The organism is Mycobacterium sp., from assembly GCF_040509115.1.
Classification (GTDB): Bacteria; Actinomycetota; Actinomycetes; order Mycobacteriales; family Mycobacteriaceae; genus Mycobacterium.
Genome location: NZ_JBEVLO010000296.1, coordinates 1 through 16,272, shown reverse-complemented (window position 1 = coordinate 16,272; position 16,272 = coordinate 1). Strand labels below are relative to the sequence as shown.

The 16,272-nt window shown below is 66.4% G+C and carries 17 protein-coding genes; 2 read left to right on the top strand and 15 right to left on the bottom strand.

Going from position 1 to position 16,272, the window contains the following annotated elements; genetic code table 11:
* From ABW137_RS20530 to ABW137_RS20475, 12 genes are all read right to left on the bottom strand, one after another.
* The coding region (locus tag ABW137_RS20530; RefSeq protein WP_526403278.1) for an amidase at window positions 1–494 on the bottom strand (494 nt) is incomplete at its 3' end.
* Between the two features lie 20 nt (window positions 495–514).
* Entirely contained in the window at window positions 515–712 is a 198-nt protein-coding gene (locus tag ABW137_RS20525; protein WP_526403277.1) for a hypothetical protein, read from the bottom strand.
* 37 nt (window positions 713–749) lie between these two features.
* Window positions 750–2,138, bottom strand: coding sequence for an amidase (locus ABW137_RS20520; protein WP_526403276.1), 1,389 nt, complete (start codon window positions 2,136–2,138; stop codon window positions 750–752).
* A gap of 9 nt (window positions 2,139–2,147) precedes the next feature.
* Window positions 2,148–2,957 carry an ATP-binding cassette domain-containing protein gene (locus tag ABW137_RS20515; protein ID WP_526403275.1) on the bottom strand — a complete coding sequence of 270 codons (810 nt, stop codon included), beginning with the start codon at window positions 2,955–2,957 and terminating at the stop codon, window positions 2,148–2,150.
* Window positions 2,947–3,849, bottom strand: coding sequence for an ABC transporter ATP-binding protein (locus tag ABW137_RS20510; RefSeq protein WP_526403274.1), 903 nt, complete (start codon window positions 3,847–3,849; stop codon window positions 2,947–2,949). The genes ABW137_RS20515 and ABW137_RS20510 overlap by 11 nt, the downstream gene beginning before the upstream one ends.
* A complete protein-coding gene (locus ABW137_RS20505; RefSeq protein WP_526403273.1) occupies window positions 3,849–4,796 on the bottom strand; it encodes an ABC transporter permease in 948 nt (315 codons plus the stop codon). Before ABW137_RS20505 ends, ABW137_RS20510 begins: the two co-directional genes overlap by 1 nt.
* Window positions 4,793–5,752, bottom strand: a complete 960-nt coding sequence (locus ABW137_RS20500) for an ABC transporter permease (protein WP_526403272.1) — start codon at window positions 5,750–5,752, stop codon at window positions 4,793–4,795. The genes ABW137_RS20505 and ABW137_RS20500 overlap by 4 nt, the downstream gene beginning before the upstream one ends.
* Entirely contained in the window at window positions 5,749–7,332 is a 1,584-nt protein-coding gene (locus tag ABW137_RS20495) for an ABC transporter substrate-binding protein (RefSeq protein WP_526403271.1), read from the bottom strand. The genes ABW137_RS20500 and ABW137_RS20495 overlap by 4 nt, the downstream gene beginning before the upstream one ends.
* 288 nt (window positions 7,333–7,620) lie before the next feature.
* Complete coding sequence (locus ABW137_RS20490) at window positions 7,621–8,373, bottom strand: response regulator transcription factor (protein WP_526403270.1); 753 nt, start codon at window positions 8,371–8,373, stop codon at window positions 7,621–7,623.
* Between the two features lie 145 nt (window positions 8,374–8,518).
* Window positions 8,519–9,292, bottom strand: a complete 774-nt coding sequence (locus tag ABW137_RS20485; protein ID WP_526403269.1) for a hypothetical protein — start codon at window positions 9,290–9,292, stop codon at window positions 8,519–8,521.
* Window positions 9,292–11,739: a N,N-dimethylformamidase beta subunit family domain-containing protein gene (locus ABW137_RS20480; protein ID WP_526403268.1), complete on the bottom strand. Its 2,448-nt coding sequence runs from the start codon at window positions 11,737–11,739 to the stop codon at window positions 9,292–9,294. The genes ABW137_RS20485 and ABW137_RS20480 overlap by 1 nt, the downstream gene beginning before the upstream one ends.
* Window positions 11,736–12,179: a N,N-dimethylformamidase alpha subunit family protein gene (locus ABW137_RS20475; protein ID WP_526403267.1), complete on the bottom strand. Its 444-nt coding sequence runs from the start codon at window positions 12,177–12,179 to the stop codon at window positions 11,736–11,738. Before ABW137_RS20475 ends, ABW137_RS20480 begins: the two co-directional genes overlap by 4 nt.
* Window positions 12,180–12,291: 112 nt before the next feature.
* On the opposite strand from ABW137_RS20475, the gene ABW137_RS20470 reads away from it, so the two are divergent.
* The gene (locus ABW137_RS20470; RefSeq protein WP_526403266.1) at window positions 12,292–12,933 is read left to right on the top strand and encodes a sensor domain-containing protein; all 642 of its coding nucleotides are present in this window, start codon (window positions 12,292–12,294) and stop codon (window positions 12,931–12,933) included.
* A gap of 9 nt (window positions 12,934–12,942) precedes the next feature.
* Here ABW137_RS20470 and ABW137_RS20465 read toward each other — a convergent pair whose 3' ends face one another.
* From ABW137_RS20465 to ABW137_RS20455, 3 genes are read right to left on the bottom strand one after another with little or no spacing between them, the layout of a single operon-like run.
* On the bottom strand, window positions 12,943–14,088 hold the full coding sequence (locus ABW137_RS20465; RefSeq protein ID WP_526403265.1) for a sulfotransferase: 1,146 nt from the start codon (window positions 14,086–14,088) through the stop codon (window positions 12,943–12,945).
* A gap of 10 nt (window positions 14,089–14,098) precedes the next feature.
* Window positions 14,099–14,881, bottom strand: a complete 783-nt coding sequence (locus ABW137_RS20460; protein WP_526403264.1) for an SDR family NAD(P)-dependent oxidoreductase — start codon at window positions 14,879–14,881, stop codon at window positions 14,099–14,101.
* 2 nt (window positions 14,882–14,883) lie between these two features.
* Window positions 14,884–16,011 carry a hypothetical protein gene (locus ABW137_RS20455; protein ID WP_526403263.1) on the bottom strand — a complete coding sequence of 376 codons (1,128 nt, stop codon included), beginning with the start codon at window positions 16,009–16,011 and terminating at the stop codon, window positions 14,884–14,886.
* A gap of 118 nt (window positions 16,012–16,129) precedes the next feature.
* On the opposite strand from ABW137_RS20455, the gene ABW137_RS20450 reads away from it, so the two are divergent.
* The coding region (locus tag ABW137_RS20450; protein ID WP_526403279.1) for a helix-turn-helix domain-containing protein at window positions 16,130–16,272 on the top strand (143 nt) is incomplete at its 3' end.

Genomic DNA, 16,272 nt, shown 5'->3' with positions numbered 1-16,272 from the left:
GCGACGGGCACGACGCCTGCGCCGACCGCGGCACCGGAGCCGCCGCTCGACCCGCCGGGGGTGCGGTCGGGAGCCCACGGGTTTCCGGTGGTGGGGGTCGTTGCCCCGTAAGCGAATTCATGGGTATGGGTCTTGCCGATGAGGATCATGCCCGCGTCGTACAGCTTCGCGACCGATGCCGAGTCGGCCTCGGGTACGTAGTCGGATCGCTGCGCGGAGCTGGAGGTCGTCTTCACCCCCGCGGTGTCGTAGAGGTCCTTCACCCCGAGCGGGATGCCGTGCAGCGGGCCGCGATAGCCGCCGTCGCCGATCTCTTTCTCGGCCATCTTCGCCTGGTCGAGCGCGAGGTCCGCGGTGATCGTGACGAAGGCGTTCAAGGACGGCTCGACCTGCTCGAGACGCGCAAGGGCCGACTGGGTGACTTCGACTGGCGAGACCTCCCTGGTGCGGATCTTCTCGGCGACCTCGATCAGCGGGAGTTCATATAGTTCCATGGTGATGTCGTGCCTTCCACTTAGTCCCAGTAGGCCTTGAAGCCAACGGCGGGGACGGTTTCACCAAGACCAGGGGTCGAGGCCTTGCGAATCAGTGCCAATGTCGACGAGTAGGTCTCGTAGTTGGCCGCCAGCCGGTCGGCGGGGACGGTCAGGCCCGCAAAGGCGAAGGCCGCGGCGATCTCAGCCGCCGACGGCGTGAATTCGTTGTCTGACATGTGTTCTCCCAACGTGGTTCGGTTAGAGTGCCAGGATCTAGAGGGGCAAGATGTGGACGCTCGGGTCGACGAGCGCCTCGAACGCGCGTCCCGCGCCGAGGACGGTGGCGTCGGCGCCGGGCCGACCCATCAGTTGAAGGCCGATCGGCAGGCCGTCGGCACCAAGGCCGGCGGGCACCGTCAACGCGGGCATGCCCGTCACGTTCGCGGGCACGGTGAGCGCGTTGATGCCTGCGAGGATCGGCACCGTCGTTCCGCCGAGTTCGACTTCGGTGGCGCCGTATGGCGGTGCGGTCATCGCGATCGTTGGTGACACCAGCAGGTCCACGCCCGAGTCGAACATGGCGTCCATGCCCGCGATGACGGCCGCCCGTGCCCGCAGGCCTGCGAGGTAGTCGACGCCGGTGTAGGCGCCACCGATGCGCAGCGCGTCGGTGACGTCCCCGCCGAACTTCTCAGGCACCATGCCGACCTGCATGGCGTGCCAGGCGGCGGCCTCGACCCCGCAGACGACGTCCACGACATGCGGACACAGCTCGACGTCGGCGAACTCGACCTGCTTGAGGGTGGCACCGGCGTCTTCCAACGCCTTCAGCGCCTCGGCGAACGTGGCGGCGACGTCGGGTGCGAGCCGGTCGCAGAAGTACGTCTCGGCAACGCCGATCGTCAAACCGGCCAGCCCGCGGTCGTATTCACCGCGAAGGTCCGGTATCGGAGCCGTTGAGCTGTAGGGGTCGCCGGGATCGTGGCCCGCGATGACCTCCAACAGCGCCACGGTGTCGTCGACGGTGCGGCCCAGCGGCCCGGCGTGGTCGAGCGTCGAACTCAGCGCGCTCACGCCGCGGCGGCTGACCATTCCGAAGGTCGGTTTGTGGCCGGTAACGCCGCACAGTGCGGCGGGGATGCGGATCGAGCCACCCGTGTCGGTGCCAAGCCCAGCGGTCGCGACCCCAGCGGCGATGGCGGCGCCCGTCCCCCCGCTTGAGCCGCCGGGGATCCGGTCGGGCGACCACGGGTTGCGGGTGGGTGGGGTGTTGACGCCGTAGGCGTATTCGTGGGTGGTGGTCTTGCCGAGGACGATGGCGCCAGCGGCCGTCAATCGGCGCACCGCCTCCGAATCCTGGGCGGCCAGGTGCTCCGGCGCGCCGAGTGACCCGTTGCCGGTGCGGTAGCCACCGACGTCGTAGATGTCCTTGACGACGATGGGAATTCCCCACAGCGGTGCGGCATCTGGGGCAGGCCCGCGCCGCTGCTGTGCCACGGCGAGCGCCTCGTCGGCGAACACGGCTGCGAAGGCCTGGATTTCGTCCTCCGTGCTGGCGATCTGCGCGAGAGCGACCCGCACAAGATCGACGGGATCGACGTCGCCACGTTCGATGCCCGCCCGTAGTTGCGGAATGGTCTGTTCGGTGAGTACTTCGGTCACGTTCGTCCCCTATCCCGCGGCCGCGGTCAGCTCTGGCTCGAGCACGGCGTCGACGAGCTTGCGCGTGATCGCAGTCGCCGGATTGGTCAACAGCTGGTCCACCGGACCCGATTCGACGAGCTTGCCGTGATCGAGCACCCCTGCGTGTTCGCACATGTGCTCGACGAGCGCGAGGTTGTGCGTGATCAGCAGCATGGTGAGCTTGCGCTCGCGTTGAAGGTCCTTGAGCAGGTTGAGAATCTGGGCCTGCACCGAGACGTCGAGCGCCGCCGTCGGTTCGTCGAGGACCACGAAGTCCGGATCGGTGATCAGGGCACGCGCGATGCCGAGACGTTGGCGCTGGCCGCCGGAGAACTCGTGGATGTACCTGTCGAAGTGCGACGGCAACATGCCGACCCGGTCGAGTAGATCCAGTGCCTTCTTCCGCGCCTCGGCGGGGGACGCCGTGCGAAAGAGTTTGAGCGGGTAGGTGATCTGCGAGCCGACGCTGCGGCGGGGATTGAACGCCGACCCGGAGTCCTGGAAGACCATCTGGATGTGCTCGCGGTACCGGCGCATGTCGAGGTCGGAGAGCCCCGCGAGGTCGTTCCCGTCGAAGGTGACCGAACCCGACGTCGGCTTCTCGAGGCCGAGCACCATGCGGCCCGTGGTGGTCTTGCCTGAGCCGGATTCTCCGATCAATCCGAACGTCTCGCCGCGTTCGACGTCGAAGCTGATCGTGTCGACGGCGACGAACTCGCTGCGCTTGCGGTCCTCACCGCGCACGGCGAAGACCTTCCTCAGATCGGTGACGCTGATCAGCGGATCGCTACGCGACATACTCGTTCTCCTTTTCTGCCTGCTCCTTGGTCGTGTCGCCGTGGAACTCGAAGAGCCGCCGGTCGGCACGTGCGACGGATCGAGAGGCGTCGTCGGGGTGCAGCCGCGGTACCGAACGCATGAGTCCCTGTGTGTACGGATGTTTGGGGTGGTTCAGCACCTGATCGACCGTCCCCGATTCGAGCACGTCGCCGCGACGCATGACGGTGACGTCCGTGCACACGTGCGCGACGACGCCGAAGTCGTGGGTCACCAGCAGGATCGACGTGCCGAGTTCCCGGTTGATGTCGACAAGGAGGTCGAGGATCTGTTTCTGCACCGTCGCATCCAATGCGGTGGTCGGTTCGTCCGCGAGGAGCAACTCCGGTCGGCACGACAACGCGATGGCGATCACCACTCGCTGGCGTTGCCCACCGGACAGCTCGTGCGGATAGGCCCCCATCCGGCGCTTGGCCTCGGGAAGCGCCACCAGTTCCAACGCCTCCAGCGCCTTGGCCCTGGCGGTGGCCTTGTCCACTCCCTGATGCAGCCGGATCACTTCGACGAGTTGCGCGCCGATGGTGAACGACGGATCCAGTGCCGACAGGGCATTCTGCGAGACCATCCCGATGTGGGGGCCGCGGATGGCACGCATCTCCTTGTCGGTCTTGTCGAGGAGGTTCTCCCCACGGAACAGGATCTCGCCGCTGGTGATGCGGGCGCGGCTGCTGCCCAGCAGTCGCAGCACGGCCAGCGACGTCACCGACTTTCCCGACCCCGATTCCCCGACCAGGCCGAGGATCCCGCCCTCGGCGACCGAGATGTTCGCGTTCTTCACCGCGTGCACGACTCCCCCATCGGTGTGGAAGTCGACGGACAGGTTCTTGACGTCGAGTGCGTTGTCGGCGCTCATCAGCTGGTCTGCTTTCGCGGGTCGAGGGCGTCGCGGATGCCGTCGCCGATCAGGTTGAAGGCCAACGACACGACGAGGATCAAGAGGCCGGGGATGGTGGCGACGTGGTAGATGCCCTCGAGCAGAACGTTCTTGCCGTCCGCGGTCATGATGCCCCAGTCGGGAGTCGGTGGGATGACGCCGACGCCCAGGAACGACAGCCCGGAGGCCACCACGATCATCAACCCGCACAACGTGGTTGCGTACACCAGGAGTTGGACGACGACGTTGGGCATCAGCTCGCGAAACATCAGAAGCAGCGGATTGGCGCCGTATGCGCGCGCAGCCTCCACGTAGTCCTTCGAGGATTCCTGCACCGTGGCCGTGTAGGCGACGCGAGCCATGTACGGGATCAGGGTGATGCCGATGGCCAGCATCACGTTGCCGAGACCTGCGCCAAGCACGGCGGACAGCGCGATGGCCAGCAATACCAGTGGGAACGCGAACAGCACGTCGAGAACGCGCATGAGGACCTCACCGGCCCGGCTGCGCTTGAAGCCCGCGAACAGGCCGATCATCAGCGCCAACGGGAAGACCACCAGGACGGGCACCACCGCCACGGTCAGTGAGTTGCGCCCCCCGTACAGCAGCCGGGTCCAGATGTCGCGGCCCTGCCCGTCGAGCCCGAGGAGGTGTCCTTCGGTGCCCACGCCCGCGAGGCGGTCGACCGGGTCGCCGGCGATCGGGCTGTACGGGGTCAGCAGCGGCGCGAAGACCGCCGCGAGTGCCACCAGCAGCAGGACGACCAGTGACACCACGGCCATCCTGTCCTTGCCGAAGGCGCGAGCGGCCAAGCGCCACTGCGGTTTCGGTGCCGCCACCTCGGTGGGCATGGGCCCACCGGCCGGATACCGGCGCACCTTGAATAGCGAGCGGCCTGCGCCGACCGCGCCCGTCACTGCATTCATGCTCCGACCTTCCTTCTGGTCCGGGGATCGAGCAGACCAACGGCGGTGTCGGCGAAGAGGTTGATGATCACGAACGCCAGCGCGATGAACAGCACGCCGGCCTGCACCACCGGAATGTCGCGCTGGGTGATCGAGGTGTAGAGCTGTTGGCCCAATCCCGGCCATCCGAAGACGACCTCGACGAACACCACGCCGCCAAGCAGATACCCCACCTGCAGTCCGATGATGTTGACGATGGGAGGCAACGCGTTGCGCAGGCCATGGCGCCAGAGCACCGAACTCGTGGACAGGCCCGATGCCCGCAACGTCCGGATGTAGTCCTGCTGGAGAACGTCGATCATGACGCTGCGGGTCATCCTGGCAATGACCGCGAGTGGAACCAGCGCTGCGGCTATGGCAGGCAGCACCAAGTGGGCCAACAGATCTCCCGAGCCGCCAGGAAAGCGCGGGTTGTACATCCCCGAGGTGGGCAGCCAGCCCAGCGTGATGGCGAAGACGCCGATAAGCAGCAGGCCGAACCAGTACACCGGGACGCTCGCTCCCGCCAGCGAGATCATCATCGAGGCGCGGTCGAAGATGCTGTACTGCTTGTGCGCGGCGATCACGCCGAGGGGAACGGCGACCACGATGCACAGCAGCAGTGCGGCTCCGGTGAGGATCAACGTGTTCCAGAACCGCGGCAGCATGATGTCGGTGACCGGTGCGTTGATCGTGAGCGACCGGCCGAGGTCACCGCTGACCAACCCGCCGAGGTAATCGAAGAACTGCACGGGCAGCGAACGGTCAAGACCGAGCTCGGTGCGCAGCGCGGCGACGGTCTCGGCCGTCGCCCCCGAGCCAAGGATGGTCACCGCCGGATCACCGGGCACCATCTGCAGGAGCAGGAACACCACCAGGCTGACGCCGAAGAGGACGAGAATCGTGGACAGCAAGCGACTTCCGATGACACGCGTCATTGTTCTAGCCTCACTCCGGTCAGGTCGTACCATTCCTCGCTCGCCGAGACGAAGCCCTTGACGTAGGGCGCAAGCATGTACGGGGCCTTGTCGTTGACGATCGGAACCAGGGCCGCGTCGTCGCTGACGATGTTGTTGGCCTCGCGCCACCACCTGTCGGCCTCGTCGGCGTCGAGCGCAGTGATCGCGTTGTCCATCGCCTTGTCGAGTGCGGGGTTGGCGTAGTAGCCCACGTTGGGCCCGTTGGGAGCCTGCAGTTCCGACGACGTCGCGATGTAGAGCCAGTACGGACTGGTCATGCCCCACGACATCTGAGCCATCCCGACACCCGGCTGCATGCCGCGAGCCCACACGCCGAGGTAGGAGATCCATTCCTGCGTCTGGATCCTGACGTCGATGCCGATCTCCGCGAGGTTTTGTTGGATGTACTCCGCCATCTGGGCTGGCATGATCTGCCCGGAGCCGTCGGTGGACGTGATCAGCGTCGTCTGGAATCCGTTGGCCAGTCCGGCCTGCGCGAGCAACTTCCTGGCCTCGTCGAGGTTGCGCTGGTAGGCGTCCCTGCGCTCGACGTAGCCGCCTGCCGAGAGGGCCTGCACCCCGTAGGCGGGATTCACCGAGCCGCGCAGCAGATCTCGCGCCATGCCGTCGCGATCGACGGCGAGGTTGATGGCCTTGCGGACTTCTGGAATGGAGGTGTATCGGTCCTTCATGTTGAGGGACAGATACCAGATGTGCGGTGGAATGCCCTCCGACAGTTGATATCCCTCGCTGACGAGGTTGTCGATGCTGTCCGGGTTGGGCACGGCGATCATGTCGACGTCGCCGGACCGCAGGGCAGCCGTGCGGGCCGAGGGATCGGGCAGGGGCCGGAACACCACGCCGTCAATCGACGGGACCGTACCCCAGTAGTCGTCGTTGCGCACCAAGTCGATCCGCTCGCCGCGGATGCGTTCGGCGAACTTGAACGGTCCGGTGCCGACCGGGTGGTCGGCGATGTCGGCGCCGTAGGTCTTCAGCGCGGTGGGGCTCATGATCACGGTCGACCCGTTTCCGCCCTGGGTCAGCATCCGGAGGAACTCCGAGAACGGTTGTTTGAGGTGGAGTTTCACCGTGTACTCGTCGACGGTCCGTACCGAGTCGAGGAACTTCCAGACGAAGTTGGTCTGGCCGGCGGCCTTCGTCGAGTACTGCGGTGCCGACTTGTCCCACATCCGGCGGATGTTGTATTCGACGGCCTCCGCGTTGAGCGGGGTGCCGTCGTGGAAGCGCACGCCCTTCCTGATGTGGAAGGTGTAGTCGAGACCGTCGGCCGAGATGTCCCACGACTCGGCCAGCCCTGGCTTCAGTGGCGGCACCGTGGCCTGGGAGGACGGAATGGTGAGGTCTTCGTCGACGAGGGGGTCGAAGATCTGCCTGTTGATCCGGTACGACACCCATCCGCCAGCGACCTGAGGATCGAGAATGTCGGCCTCGGACTCGATCGCGACGACGAAGACGTTGCCGGTGCGTACTGGCTCCGTAGAGCAGCCTGCGAGTGCGGTCACGCCAACGATCACGACCATGAGGCCGACCAACATTCGTTTTGCTCTGTGCCGCAGCCATCTTCGGTTTTCGTACGTCATCCGTGGATCCTTCGATTGGGTGTGCAAGGTCGCCAGGTCCTGCACTGCGCCACGGCGAGCAGCGATGTCCAACAACGTCGAGGTCCACGATATGTACGTGCAACCTGCGGCAACATCCGTCATCCGACGTATTTGTCGTCGAATGTTCCTTTCCGACAGGTCGTTACGTTTCACACCAGGGCAGGGCAGAGCCCACGGCCTTCGAAAGCCGTTGTGGGTTAGCCTAGTTCGCTGACCAGACGGTCAGAGCGCCGCGACTCCTCCTGGTGGCACCGACGGTGCGAGGCGCGGTAGGTCGACGAGCTCCAGTTCCGTCGCGTGCACCGCGGCGGCGACGCGGTTGGCCACCCCGAGCTTGCGCAGGACACGCTCTACGTGAGTGCTGACCGTCCTTGGCGACAGGAACAGCCGGTCACTGATCTCGGCGTTCGACAGCCCGCCGCGCATCAACGCGAGGGTCTCCCGTTCGCGCGGGGTCAACCGGACTCGGGCCCGCGCGCGGTTGCGGGCCACGTACTTGGTGAACAGTGGGCGCACGGTCTCGACGATGTTGCGGCTGCGCTCGGAGAACTCGGGAACCTCCATGTTGGCTTGGCACATGCCGACCACGTCCCCGGCGCCGTCGTGCAGCACCATCAGGAAGCCGTTGGTGAACCCCTCCGGCCGCAACACCTCGGCGCCGCTGTAGGAGTCGGGGAACTCGGGCACGTCATCCCAGTCCCAGACCCGACTGTGGTCGGAGAACTGCTTGAAGAACTCCGGTTTCGACTGGATGTCGGACGTCAGGTATCCGGCGACGGCATCGGTGTACCCGACCGACCTGACGAGGCTGAAGCCCCTGACGCCAGGGTTCTTGTAGGCCAGGAGGAACGTGTCGCAGTGGGCCTCCACGCGGAGGAAGTCGATGGCGCCCCGAACGCGCACCTCCGTGTCGGTCGACACCATGTCGGCCGCGATCGACGCAAAGTCTCGAGGAGCAGCATCCGTCCGAGTCATCTCGCATCTCCCGTCCAGCGTCACGTCCGTAAACGGTTCACTAGAAGTGGACTACGGGCCGGGGTCAACGAGGTTCGGGCGCTGTTTCCTTGCCGTTAAGACCTTCGGTGAGCTGCCCCACACCAGAGCGGGGTACGGACGCGCATCACGCGAACGCGAACCCGGCCGCGGCGAACTCGGCGAGCCCCGGGGGATCGATGCGTCCGGTCCCGCGCGCCCGAGTGCGCAGCAGCGCCCACACGACGGTGCTGCGGGTATGGCCTGCCGGGTGACTCAGGGCCACGAAGACGTCCGCTCCGATGCCCACCGTCACCAGGTTGGGCACAGGCATCGACGGGGTCTCGCCGCCACCGTCGAAGGCGGCGACGACGGCCGATGCCACCCGCGCCGGGGTGTCGAGCCAGTTGCCAGGAAGAAGTCGTCTACCCATCGTGACGACGTCGCCGCCGTCCCGTGCGACGACGGGCAGCGGTGGCGGTTCGGCCATCGTGACGTTGACGAACACGAGCGAACCCCGTTGCGCGAGAGGCAGGGTGACGGTTCGACGACCATCACCCACGAACTGCGCCCTTGCGCTGCCAGTCGGGTCGGTGCGGGCGTCGAGCACGTCGCCGTCCTCGCTGAACGCGCAGGCGAGGTGCGGGCACTTCACGTTCCTGGTACTGCCGCAGTGCACGGGAATCGAGACGCACCCGCCGAACGGTCTGGCGTTGATCGCGGCGATCAGTCCGGTCGCGGTGCGGCGGACGTGCGTGGCGTGATGGCCGATGGTCGCCGGCAGCACCGCACCCACCTCGACGAGTTGTTCGGCCAGCCCGACGCACACCCACCTCCCGGTCCAGTCGGTCCTGTCGGCGGAGGGATGCCGGCCCGTCGACGTCGGCATCAACAGGTTGCGGTTCACCACGACCGCATTCATCAGGTGCCGATCTGCTCTGGCAGGTGATAGTTCAACGCGGGCGTCGAGTCGAACCGGCCGCGCGGCCGGATCTCGGATTCCCCCGGCGTCGGCAACGGACCATCCCGCATGAAGTGGTCGAGCACGTTGGCGGTCAGCTTCGAGATGTTGTTGTCGTAGCCATTGTGCGACAGGCTGCCGCAGTACGAGATCGAACTGAACGACCACACCCCGCCCCCGTTGAGAGTCTCGTGGAAGGCCATGTCCGCCCGGATCCTCGGGTGCTGGGTGCCCGTGAAGCCCGGCGCGTTGGTCAAGATCAGCTCGGTCACCGTCAGATAGGCGTCGGTGTGCAGTCCGGCCGACGTCGCCACCAGCAGGGTGTGCGGCGGGGAGCCGAGGGTGGTGTCGACGTGGTCGAGTTCGGCGCCGGCCGCTCCGCCGCCGACGAGACCGAAGTCGCCGAGCCGCTCGTCGTAGTCGACGCCCTCGAAAGCCCATGCCACACGCGGGTCTTCGCTCTCCGGGGTGCGCTTGAAGTACGTCGAGACGTCGAAGCCCTGCGCCACCATCGAGGTGCCGCTCACCGCCGCCATGTCACGACCGAGGAATCGCCACATGCCCCCCAGCTTGCCGTCGCTCTGGTGGTGGTACTCGCCGGGCTGCGCCTGCCACGGCCGGATGCCCGACTCGCAGCGCCGGAGCTCGGTGACCTCGCCGCGGCCGTACCCGGGGTGAAAGGTGTGCCGCCAGTAGAACCCGTCTCCGCCCAGATACATGAACCGGCCGCCGCGGTCCTTGTACGCATGGATGGCGTCGAGGTACCGACCGTCCTTGTGCTCGGGGTGAGACCCGGTCAGCAGGACGTTGTAGCCCTCGATGCGCTCCAACCCGTCGTAGCTGATGTCCTCGTCGGTGATGACGTCGAACTCGTAGCCCATCTCGATCATCCAGTCGATCAGGTGCAGATCCGCGTTGAACTGCCACGGCGCCTGTGTGATCACCGAGTCGCACTTGGGCCGGAAGTTGAGGATGGGCCGCAGCCTGGACGACACGTGGACGCCGGACCCGTCGCTGTGGGTGTCGTACAACGAGTAGCCGTACTCGCGGTGAACGCTCAGAAAGACGTTCGCCGGAGCCATGATCGGCGTGCGGTAGATCAACGCCTCGAGGCTGCCGAAGTTGCTGGCCTGATGTTCGTTGGCGTACGCCATGTAGTCGGTCGTCGACATGATGACGGCGACCTTGGCCTGCGGCGCACCGAGCGGAGTACGCACGATGAACGGCACGTAGTCCTCGTCGCCGTCGATCGTGGTGAGCTTCATCGCATACACCGCGCTTGGCAGGTCCGCCGGCACGGTGACGGTGAAGTCAACCGCCCATCTGGCGTCGTCGACGTCGTCGTCGTGGAAGTGGATCGCGCCGTACTCGTGCGGTGCCGCGCTCCACGCCATCTGCACGCCGCTCCAGTTGTGGCCGGTCATGCCCCGTGCGGGGAGGCCGACCAGTTCGCCGTCGAAGCGGTAGGGACCGCAATCCACGATCGCGCGGGTCGGAATCTGCAGGCCGAAGTCCCACGATGCCACCATGACGGGGCCGAGGTCGGCCGATGGCCCCATCCCACGCCGCTCGTCCATCCCCGGTGCCGCACCGAGTTTCATCGTCTCGATCTCGAGCCGGGTCAGCGCCCGCGAGCACAGTCGCGCGGAGTCGATCTTGCCGTTGAAGTGCTCGGTCATCACCCAGCCGCCGGGCTCACGCGAGGATCGGTCGGCCTCGACGTGGGTCGGGTGGGCGGCGAAGGTGAACGGGATTGCGGTGTGCGCGATCGGCTCTGCGATGACGGCCTCGACGGGCTGGGCGGCGGGGTCCAGCGCATAGCGGATCTGAGGCTCGACGTAGAGGACCGCGCGCCCGGTCGCGGCGTCGAACGTGGCGGCGATGAAGTGCCAGGCCCGGTCGCGAACCGGCACGGGGGCCGTCAGGGTCTGACCGTTGATGCGCAGGCACACCCGACCGCTCTCGTCGAGGAACAGTCCGTAGCCCTGTCCGTCGGCCCACTTGCCCATGATCGTCTGTGGGCCCGGTGACCAGTAGCCGTCGACCTTCGTCGGCATCGTCGGCCAAATCCAGCACTGCATGGTGAAGCCGTCGAGGCGCAACGGACGGCGGTCGGCCACCATGCCGTAGGAGCCGGCGTGGATGGTCTTGGCACGGCCCGGGTAGACGCCGTTCACCGGCGAGTCGAGGAGTTCCTCCTTGAAACCTGGCCCGCTGGGGTGGGTATCACCGTGGATGAGTTTGACGAGCTCGGCGCGATAGGTGTCGGGGCCGTCGCAGTTGACGTGGAAGTCGACGGTATCGCCCTGTTCGACCGACCACTTGCTGCCGTAGCCGGTCAGGCGCAGGAGTGACGGAAACCCGTCCGTGGCAGCGGTGTTGGTGCCGTTGGTGCCGTTGGTGCTCACGCTCCCCAGTTCTCCCCTCGGGCCTTCCACGCCGGTGTGCAGTGTTCTGGCATGCCGTCCTCGGCCGGGTACTGGTCCAACCGCATCTCGAAGATCGCGGCCTGCGCTGCCTGTTCGTCGTCGAAGACGCGGTCGTCGACGAACCGGGGTGGGACGCCGCGGACACCGGACAGGCGGGCAATGCGCCACTGCTTCTCGAGTTCGGTGCAGACGATGACGAGCTTCCCCCCGAACGCGCCCGTCGGCTGCATCCGCATCCGGATGAGCACGCGGTCGAGTTGGACGTCGTCCACGATGCCGCCGTGTGGGCCGATCGCGCTGCCCGGCTTCTCGGTCCGGACGACGGAGAAACCGGCTACCCCGTGGAGGTCCTCGACGCTGGCCTGGATCTCGGCGAGCATCTTTCGCCGCGTGGCGTCGTCTCCTGGGATCGGGATCATGAAACCACGCTAGGGACTGGACGGACTCCACACCATCGGGCAGATGACGGATATTTCGGGCCGCCGCGCCGATGCCCGAGGGCCCGTTCGGCAGGTCCTTACACTGGTCGGCATGCGAGTCCGGGCGTTGGCGCTGTTGCTGTGTCTGCTGCTCGCCGGCTGCACGCGGGTGATCGACACGCCGCAACCGAAGATCGGCACACCGGTGGCGCCCATCCCGGCGGGACAGGTCGGCGACCTCCTCAGTCAGGACGCCCAGAAGGGGGACGACGGCAACCTCTTCGTCACCGTGGAACCCGACGAGTGCAGCGGCCTGGCGCGTGAGGTCGATCCGCCCTTCATCTTCGACGCGAAGCCCGCCGCGCACGGCGGCGGACACTGGGTCGCCGATGTGGGCCGCCAGGTGTACATCGAGGAGATCGTTGCCGTCTACCACGCCACCTTCGACCCGAGGGCGACGCTCGCGCAGGTGACGCGCACCATCGAATCGTGCGCGGGCACGTCGTTGACCGTCACCGCGCTCGATGGCGACGTCGACACGTATCGGGTGCTGCCGCAACCGGATTCGGGGTCGCCGGACATCGTTGCCTGGTCGTTCGCCGCAGGAACGTGGGCGTGTGACAACTCCTTCGTGGCCGCGCACAACGCCGCCATCGAGATCACGACGTGCGCGGCGGTGGGTGGCTACGACGTGCTGTCGCTGGCCCAGGACGCGTTGCAGAGAATCGAGACGCTGGCCAATACGACGGCATGAGAGCCGCCATCACAGACCGGCGAAGCGCTCCTTGACCATTTCGTCGGTCAGCCCGTAGTCCCCCAACGAGTAGGTGTGCTTGGGCGCGCGGGGGCCCCTTTGACTCTCGGCGTGCATGTCCGTCATCGCCCGGCGGGCCGCTTCGGTGAACTCGATGCCGAATGTCCGGTAGACACCTTCGACGGCCGCGATGGGGTCCTTGATGAACTCGAAGTAGTCGACGTCGCAGAACTGGGCCGCATCGTGCTTGGCACGTTCGGCGTTGAACAGCTCCAGCCCCCTCGACCACGTTTCGAGGGAGTCCTGGCCGATGACGTCACCGGTGAACGTGTTCGACCAACCCTCGGTGGTGTGCTGAGCCAACGAGCACATCGACGCCATGATGGTCTCGGCGGGTCGGTGGCACTGCACCACCAGCGCGTCGGGGTAGGCGGCGAACAACGCGTCCAGTGCGAACAGATGGCTGGGATTCTTCAGTACCCAACGCTTCTCGGGCTCGTTCAATCCGATCAGCTGGAGGTTCCTGCGGTGCCGTCGGTAGGCCTTGGTCCAGTCCTGCCTGGCCAGCCACCGGGAATACGTCGGTAGGTGCGCGAGCGTCTCGTAGGACACCGAGTGCAGTGACTGGCGCAGCAGTTGCCAGCACTCCTCGACCTCGTCGGCTGTCATGTAGTGCAGCCCGGTGTAGTCCGGATTCTCCTCGTGCGCTCGGGCGAATTGCGCGTCGAGTTGCTGGAAGACCGGGTTCTGCGACCAGGTCTCGCGCGGTGGGCGCGGCTGCGGGAACTCCGCGAGCCATAGTTGCAGGCCCTGATGTCTCGGGTCCGCAGTCAGCAGGCGGTGGATGACGGTGGTCCCCGTGCGTGGCAGTCCGGTCACGAAGATCGGCCGCTCCACGCTGACGTCGGCATGCTCGGGGTACTGCTTGAACGCCGCCTCGGAGACCAGTCTGGCCACCAACGCATTCCGGACGAAGAACCGCTGCATCTTGCTGCCGAACTCCGTCAGGTCGGCGTCGCGCCGATATGACTCAAGCAGCACGCCGAGCGCTTCGCGGTAGTTGTCGTCGTCGACGCCGAAGTCGTCGAGGCCGCAGGCCTTGACGGCCGAGGCGTGCAGGTCCTCGACGGTGCCGACATCGGTGCGCGTGCTCATGACTCGACCCTCACGCCTTGTACTCCCCGCAGTTCACGTCGAGCGCCTGACCGGTGATGCCACTGGAGAGGTCGCTGGCCATGAACAAGATGGCCGAGGCCACCTCGTCCTCGGTGGGCAGTCGTTTGAGGTCGGACGCGGCGGCGGTGGCCTTGTAGATCTCCTCGACCGTGGTGCCATACTTGCCCGCCTGGTGGGTGAAGTAGCTCTCCAGAGTGCCACCCCAGATATAGCCGGGCAGAATCGAATTCACCCGGATGCCCTGGTCTCCCAGCTCGGTGGCCAGCGACTGTGACATCGCCAGCAACGCGGACTTGGCCATCTTGTAGGCGCCGTACTTGGCCTGCGAGTGCCGCACCACCATCGAATTGACGTTCACCACCGAACCCTTGGCCTCGGCCAGCGCGGGGGTGAACCCCTGGATCAGGCGCAGCGCGCCGAAGACCGTCAGTTCGATCGCGTCGCGCATGTGCTCGAAGGTGGTGTCGGCGAGCGGTCTCATGGATGGCACCCGGAAGGCATTGTTGATGAGGACGTCGACCTTGCCGTAGGCCTTGAGCGACTCTTCGACCAGGTTGTTCACCTGCGCCTCGGCGGTGATGTCGGTGCCCACCGACACGGCCCGCCTGCCAAGGTCGGTGATCTGCTTGGCGACGTCATCGAGGCGTTCCACGGTGCGGGCGGCCAGCACCAGGTCGGCGCCCTGCTCGGCGCACCGACGGGCGAGCGTCGTGCCAAGGGCGGGGCCGACGCCGCTGATGACGACGACCTTCCCCTCCAGCAGTCCAGCCATCTCTAGCCCACCATTCTCTCGCCAATTTGCCTCTGCCGGAGCGCTATCCGAGCCCGCCAGTCGTCTTCGGAGATCTTGTTCGAGTCGTAGTACGGCAGTGCCCCGGCCACCTCGCCGGCGTCGACGAGCTCGACCGTCGGGCCGTCGTCAGCGGTCAGCTCACGCGACACCCGCTGCCAGCGGAACTGCAGATAGCCCTTGCGGTGTCCGAGCGTCTCCACCCAGTTCGTCACGCCGGGGTTCTGGTCGGCGACGACGATGCGGATCTTGCCGTCCGGATCCGCTTGTGCCTGAGTGCCGTTCAGGGACGTTTGGTGGTTGATGTAGTCCAGCGAGATGTACCACAGGCTGCCGAGCTGGAAGCCGAGGTACGGCGCGTCGGTGACGGGCAGCGTGATGATCAGGGCTTGATCACCGGCCAGATCGAACTGACCGGCCGAGGAGTACTGGGTGGCGAGCCCGCCGGGTGTCAGCCGGGGTGCGACCATGGTGTTGGCCGGGTTGTCGGTGTAGAACCACTGCGGGAACTGCAGCCAGGTCTTGACCCGCTGCACCAGCTGTTTGCCCGCGACCGCGTACCGCTTTTCGATGAGTTCCTTGGTCAGCGCCTGCGGTGCGGTGCCCGCGGTGTCGGTGCGCGCGATCGCGAACGTGCCGCGGTGGGCGGACCAGTCGTTGTAGACCTCGCGGATGACCAGTTGCGATGGCGTGTCGGGCGTGAAGCGCCACTCGAACGCGCCGTCGGCGTCGATGTCGAGCTTGCGGTCGTCGAAGGCCGTCTCGCTGTCGGGCACTTGGGCGTCGGTGTACTCACCGCCCAGCAGTTGAAAGCTCACGTCGGTGGTGGTGCCGCGCCTCCCGGTGACGACGTATTCATGTCCTGGCTGCACGCGCGTGCCGAAGTACATCGTGTCGGGGTTGTCGAGGCCCATCTTGGTGAACGGTCCCGTGCCACTGTGCAGGAACGGGTGCTCGCGGTCGTAGTCGAACGCGACGTGCGTGCAGGCCGCGACGCAGCCGGCCAGGTACTGGAGCCCCTCGAGCAGATCGGCCTCGGATTCGATGAACGGTGCTGCGGCGACCAGACTCTCGGCCTCGGCGATGGCGTCGATCAATGGCTGCGAATACACGGGTGGGCGGCCTTCCGGTGCGTGTCCCTGGTCCACTATTGGACCGAGCTGGTAGATTCTTCGATTGAGACTAGAACGTGTTCTAGTGGGAGTCAACGTGCTGCGACGGGGGTGAGGGATGGCGGACAGGGCCTCACCCCCGACCGCGCGCGTCGTGGCGATCCTGGAGTTCCTGGCCGAGAACCCGCACGATCGGTTCGGGCTGTCCGAGCTGGCGCGCCGCGTCGACCTCAGCAAGCCGACGTGCCTCGGCATCCTGAC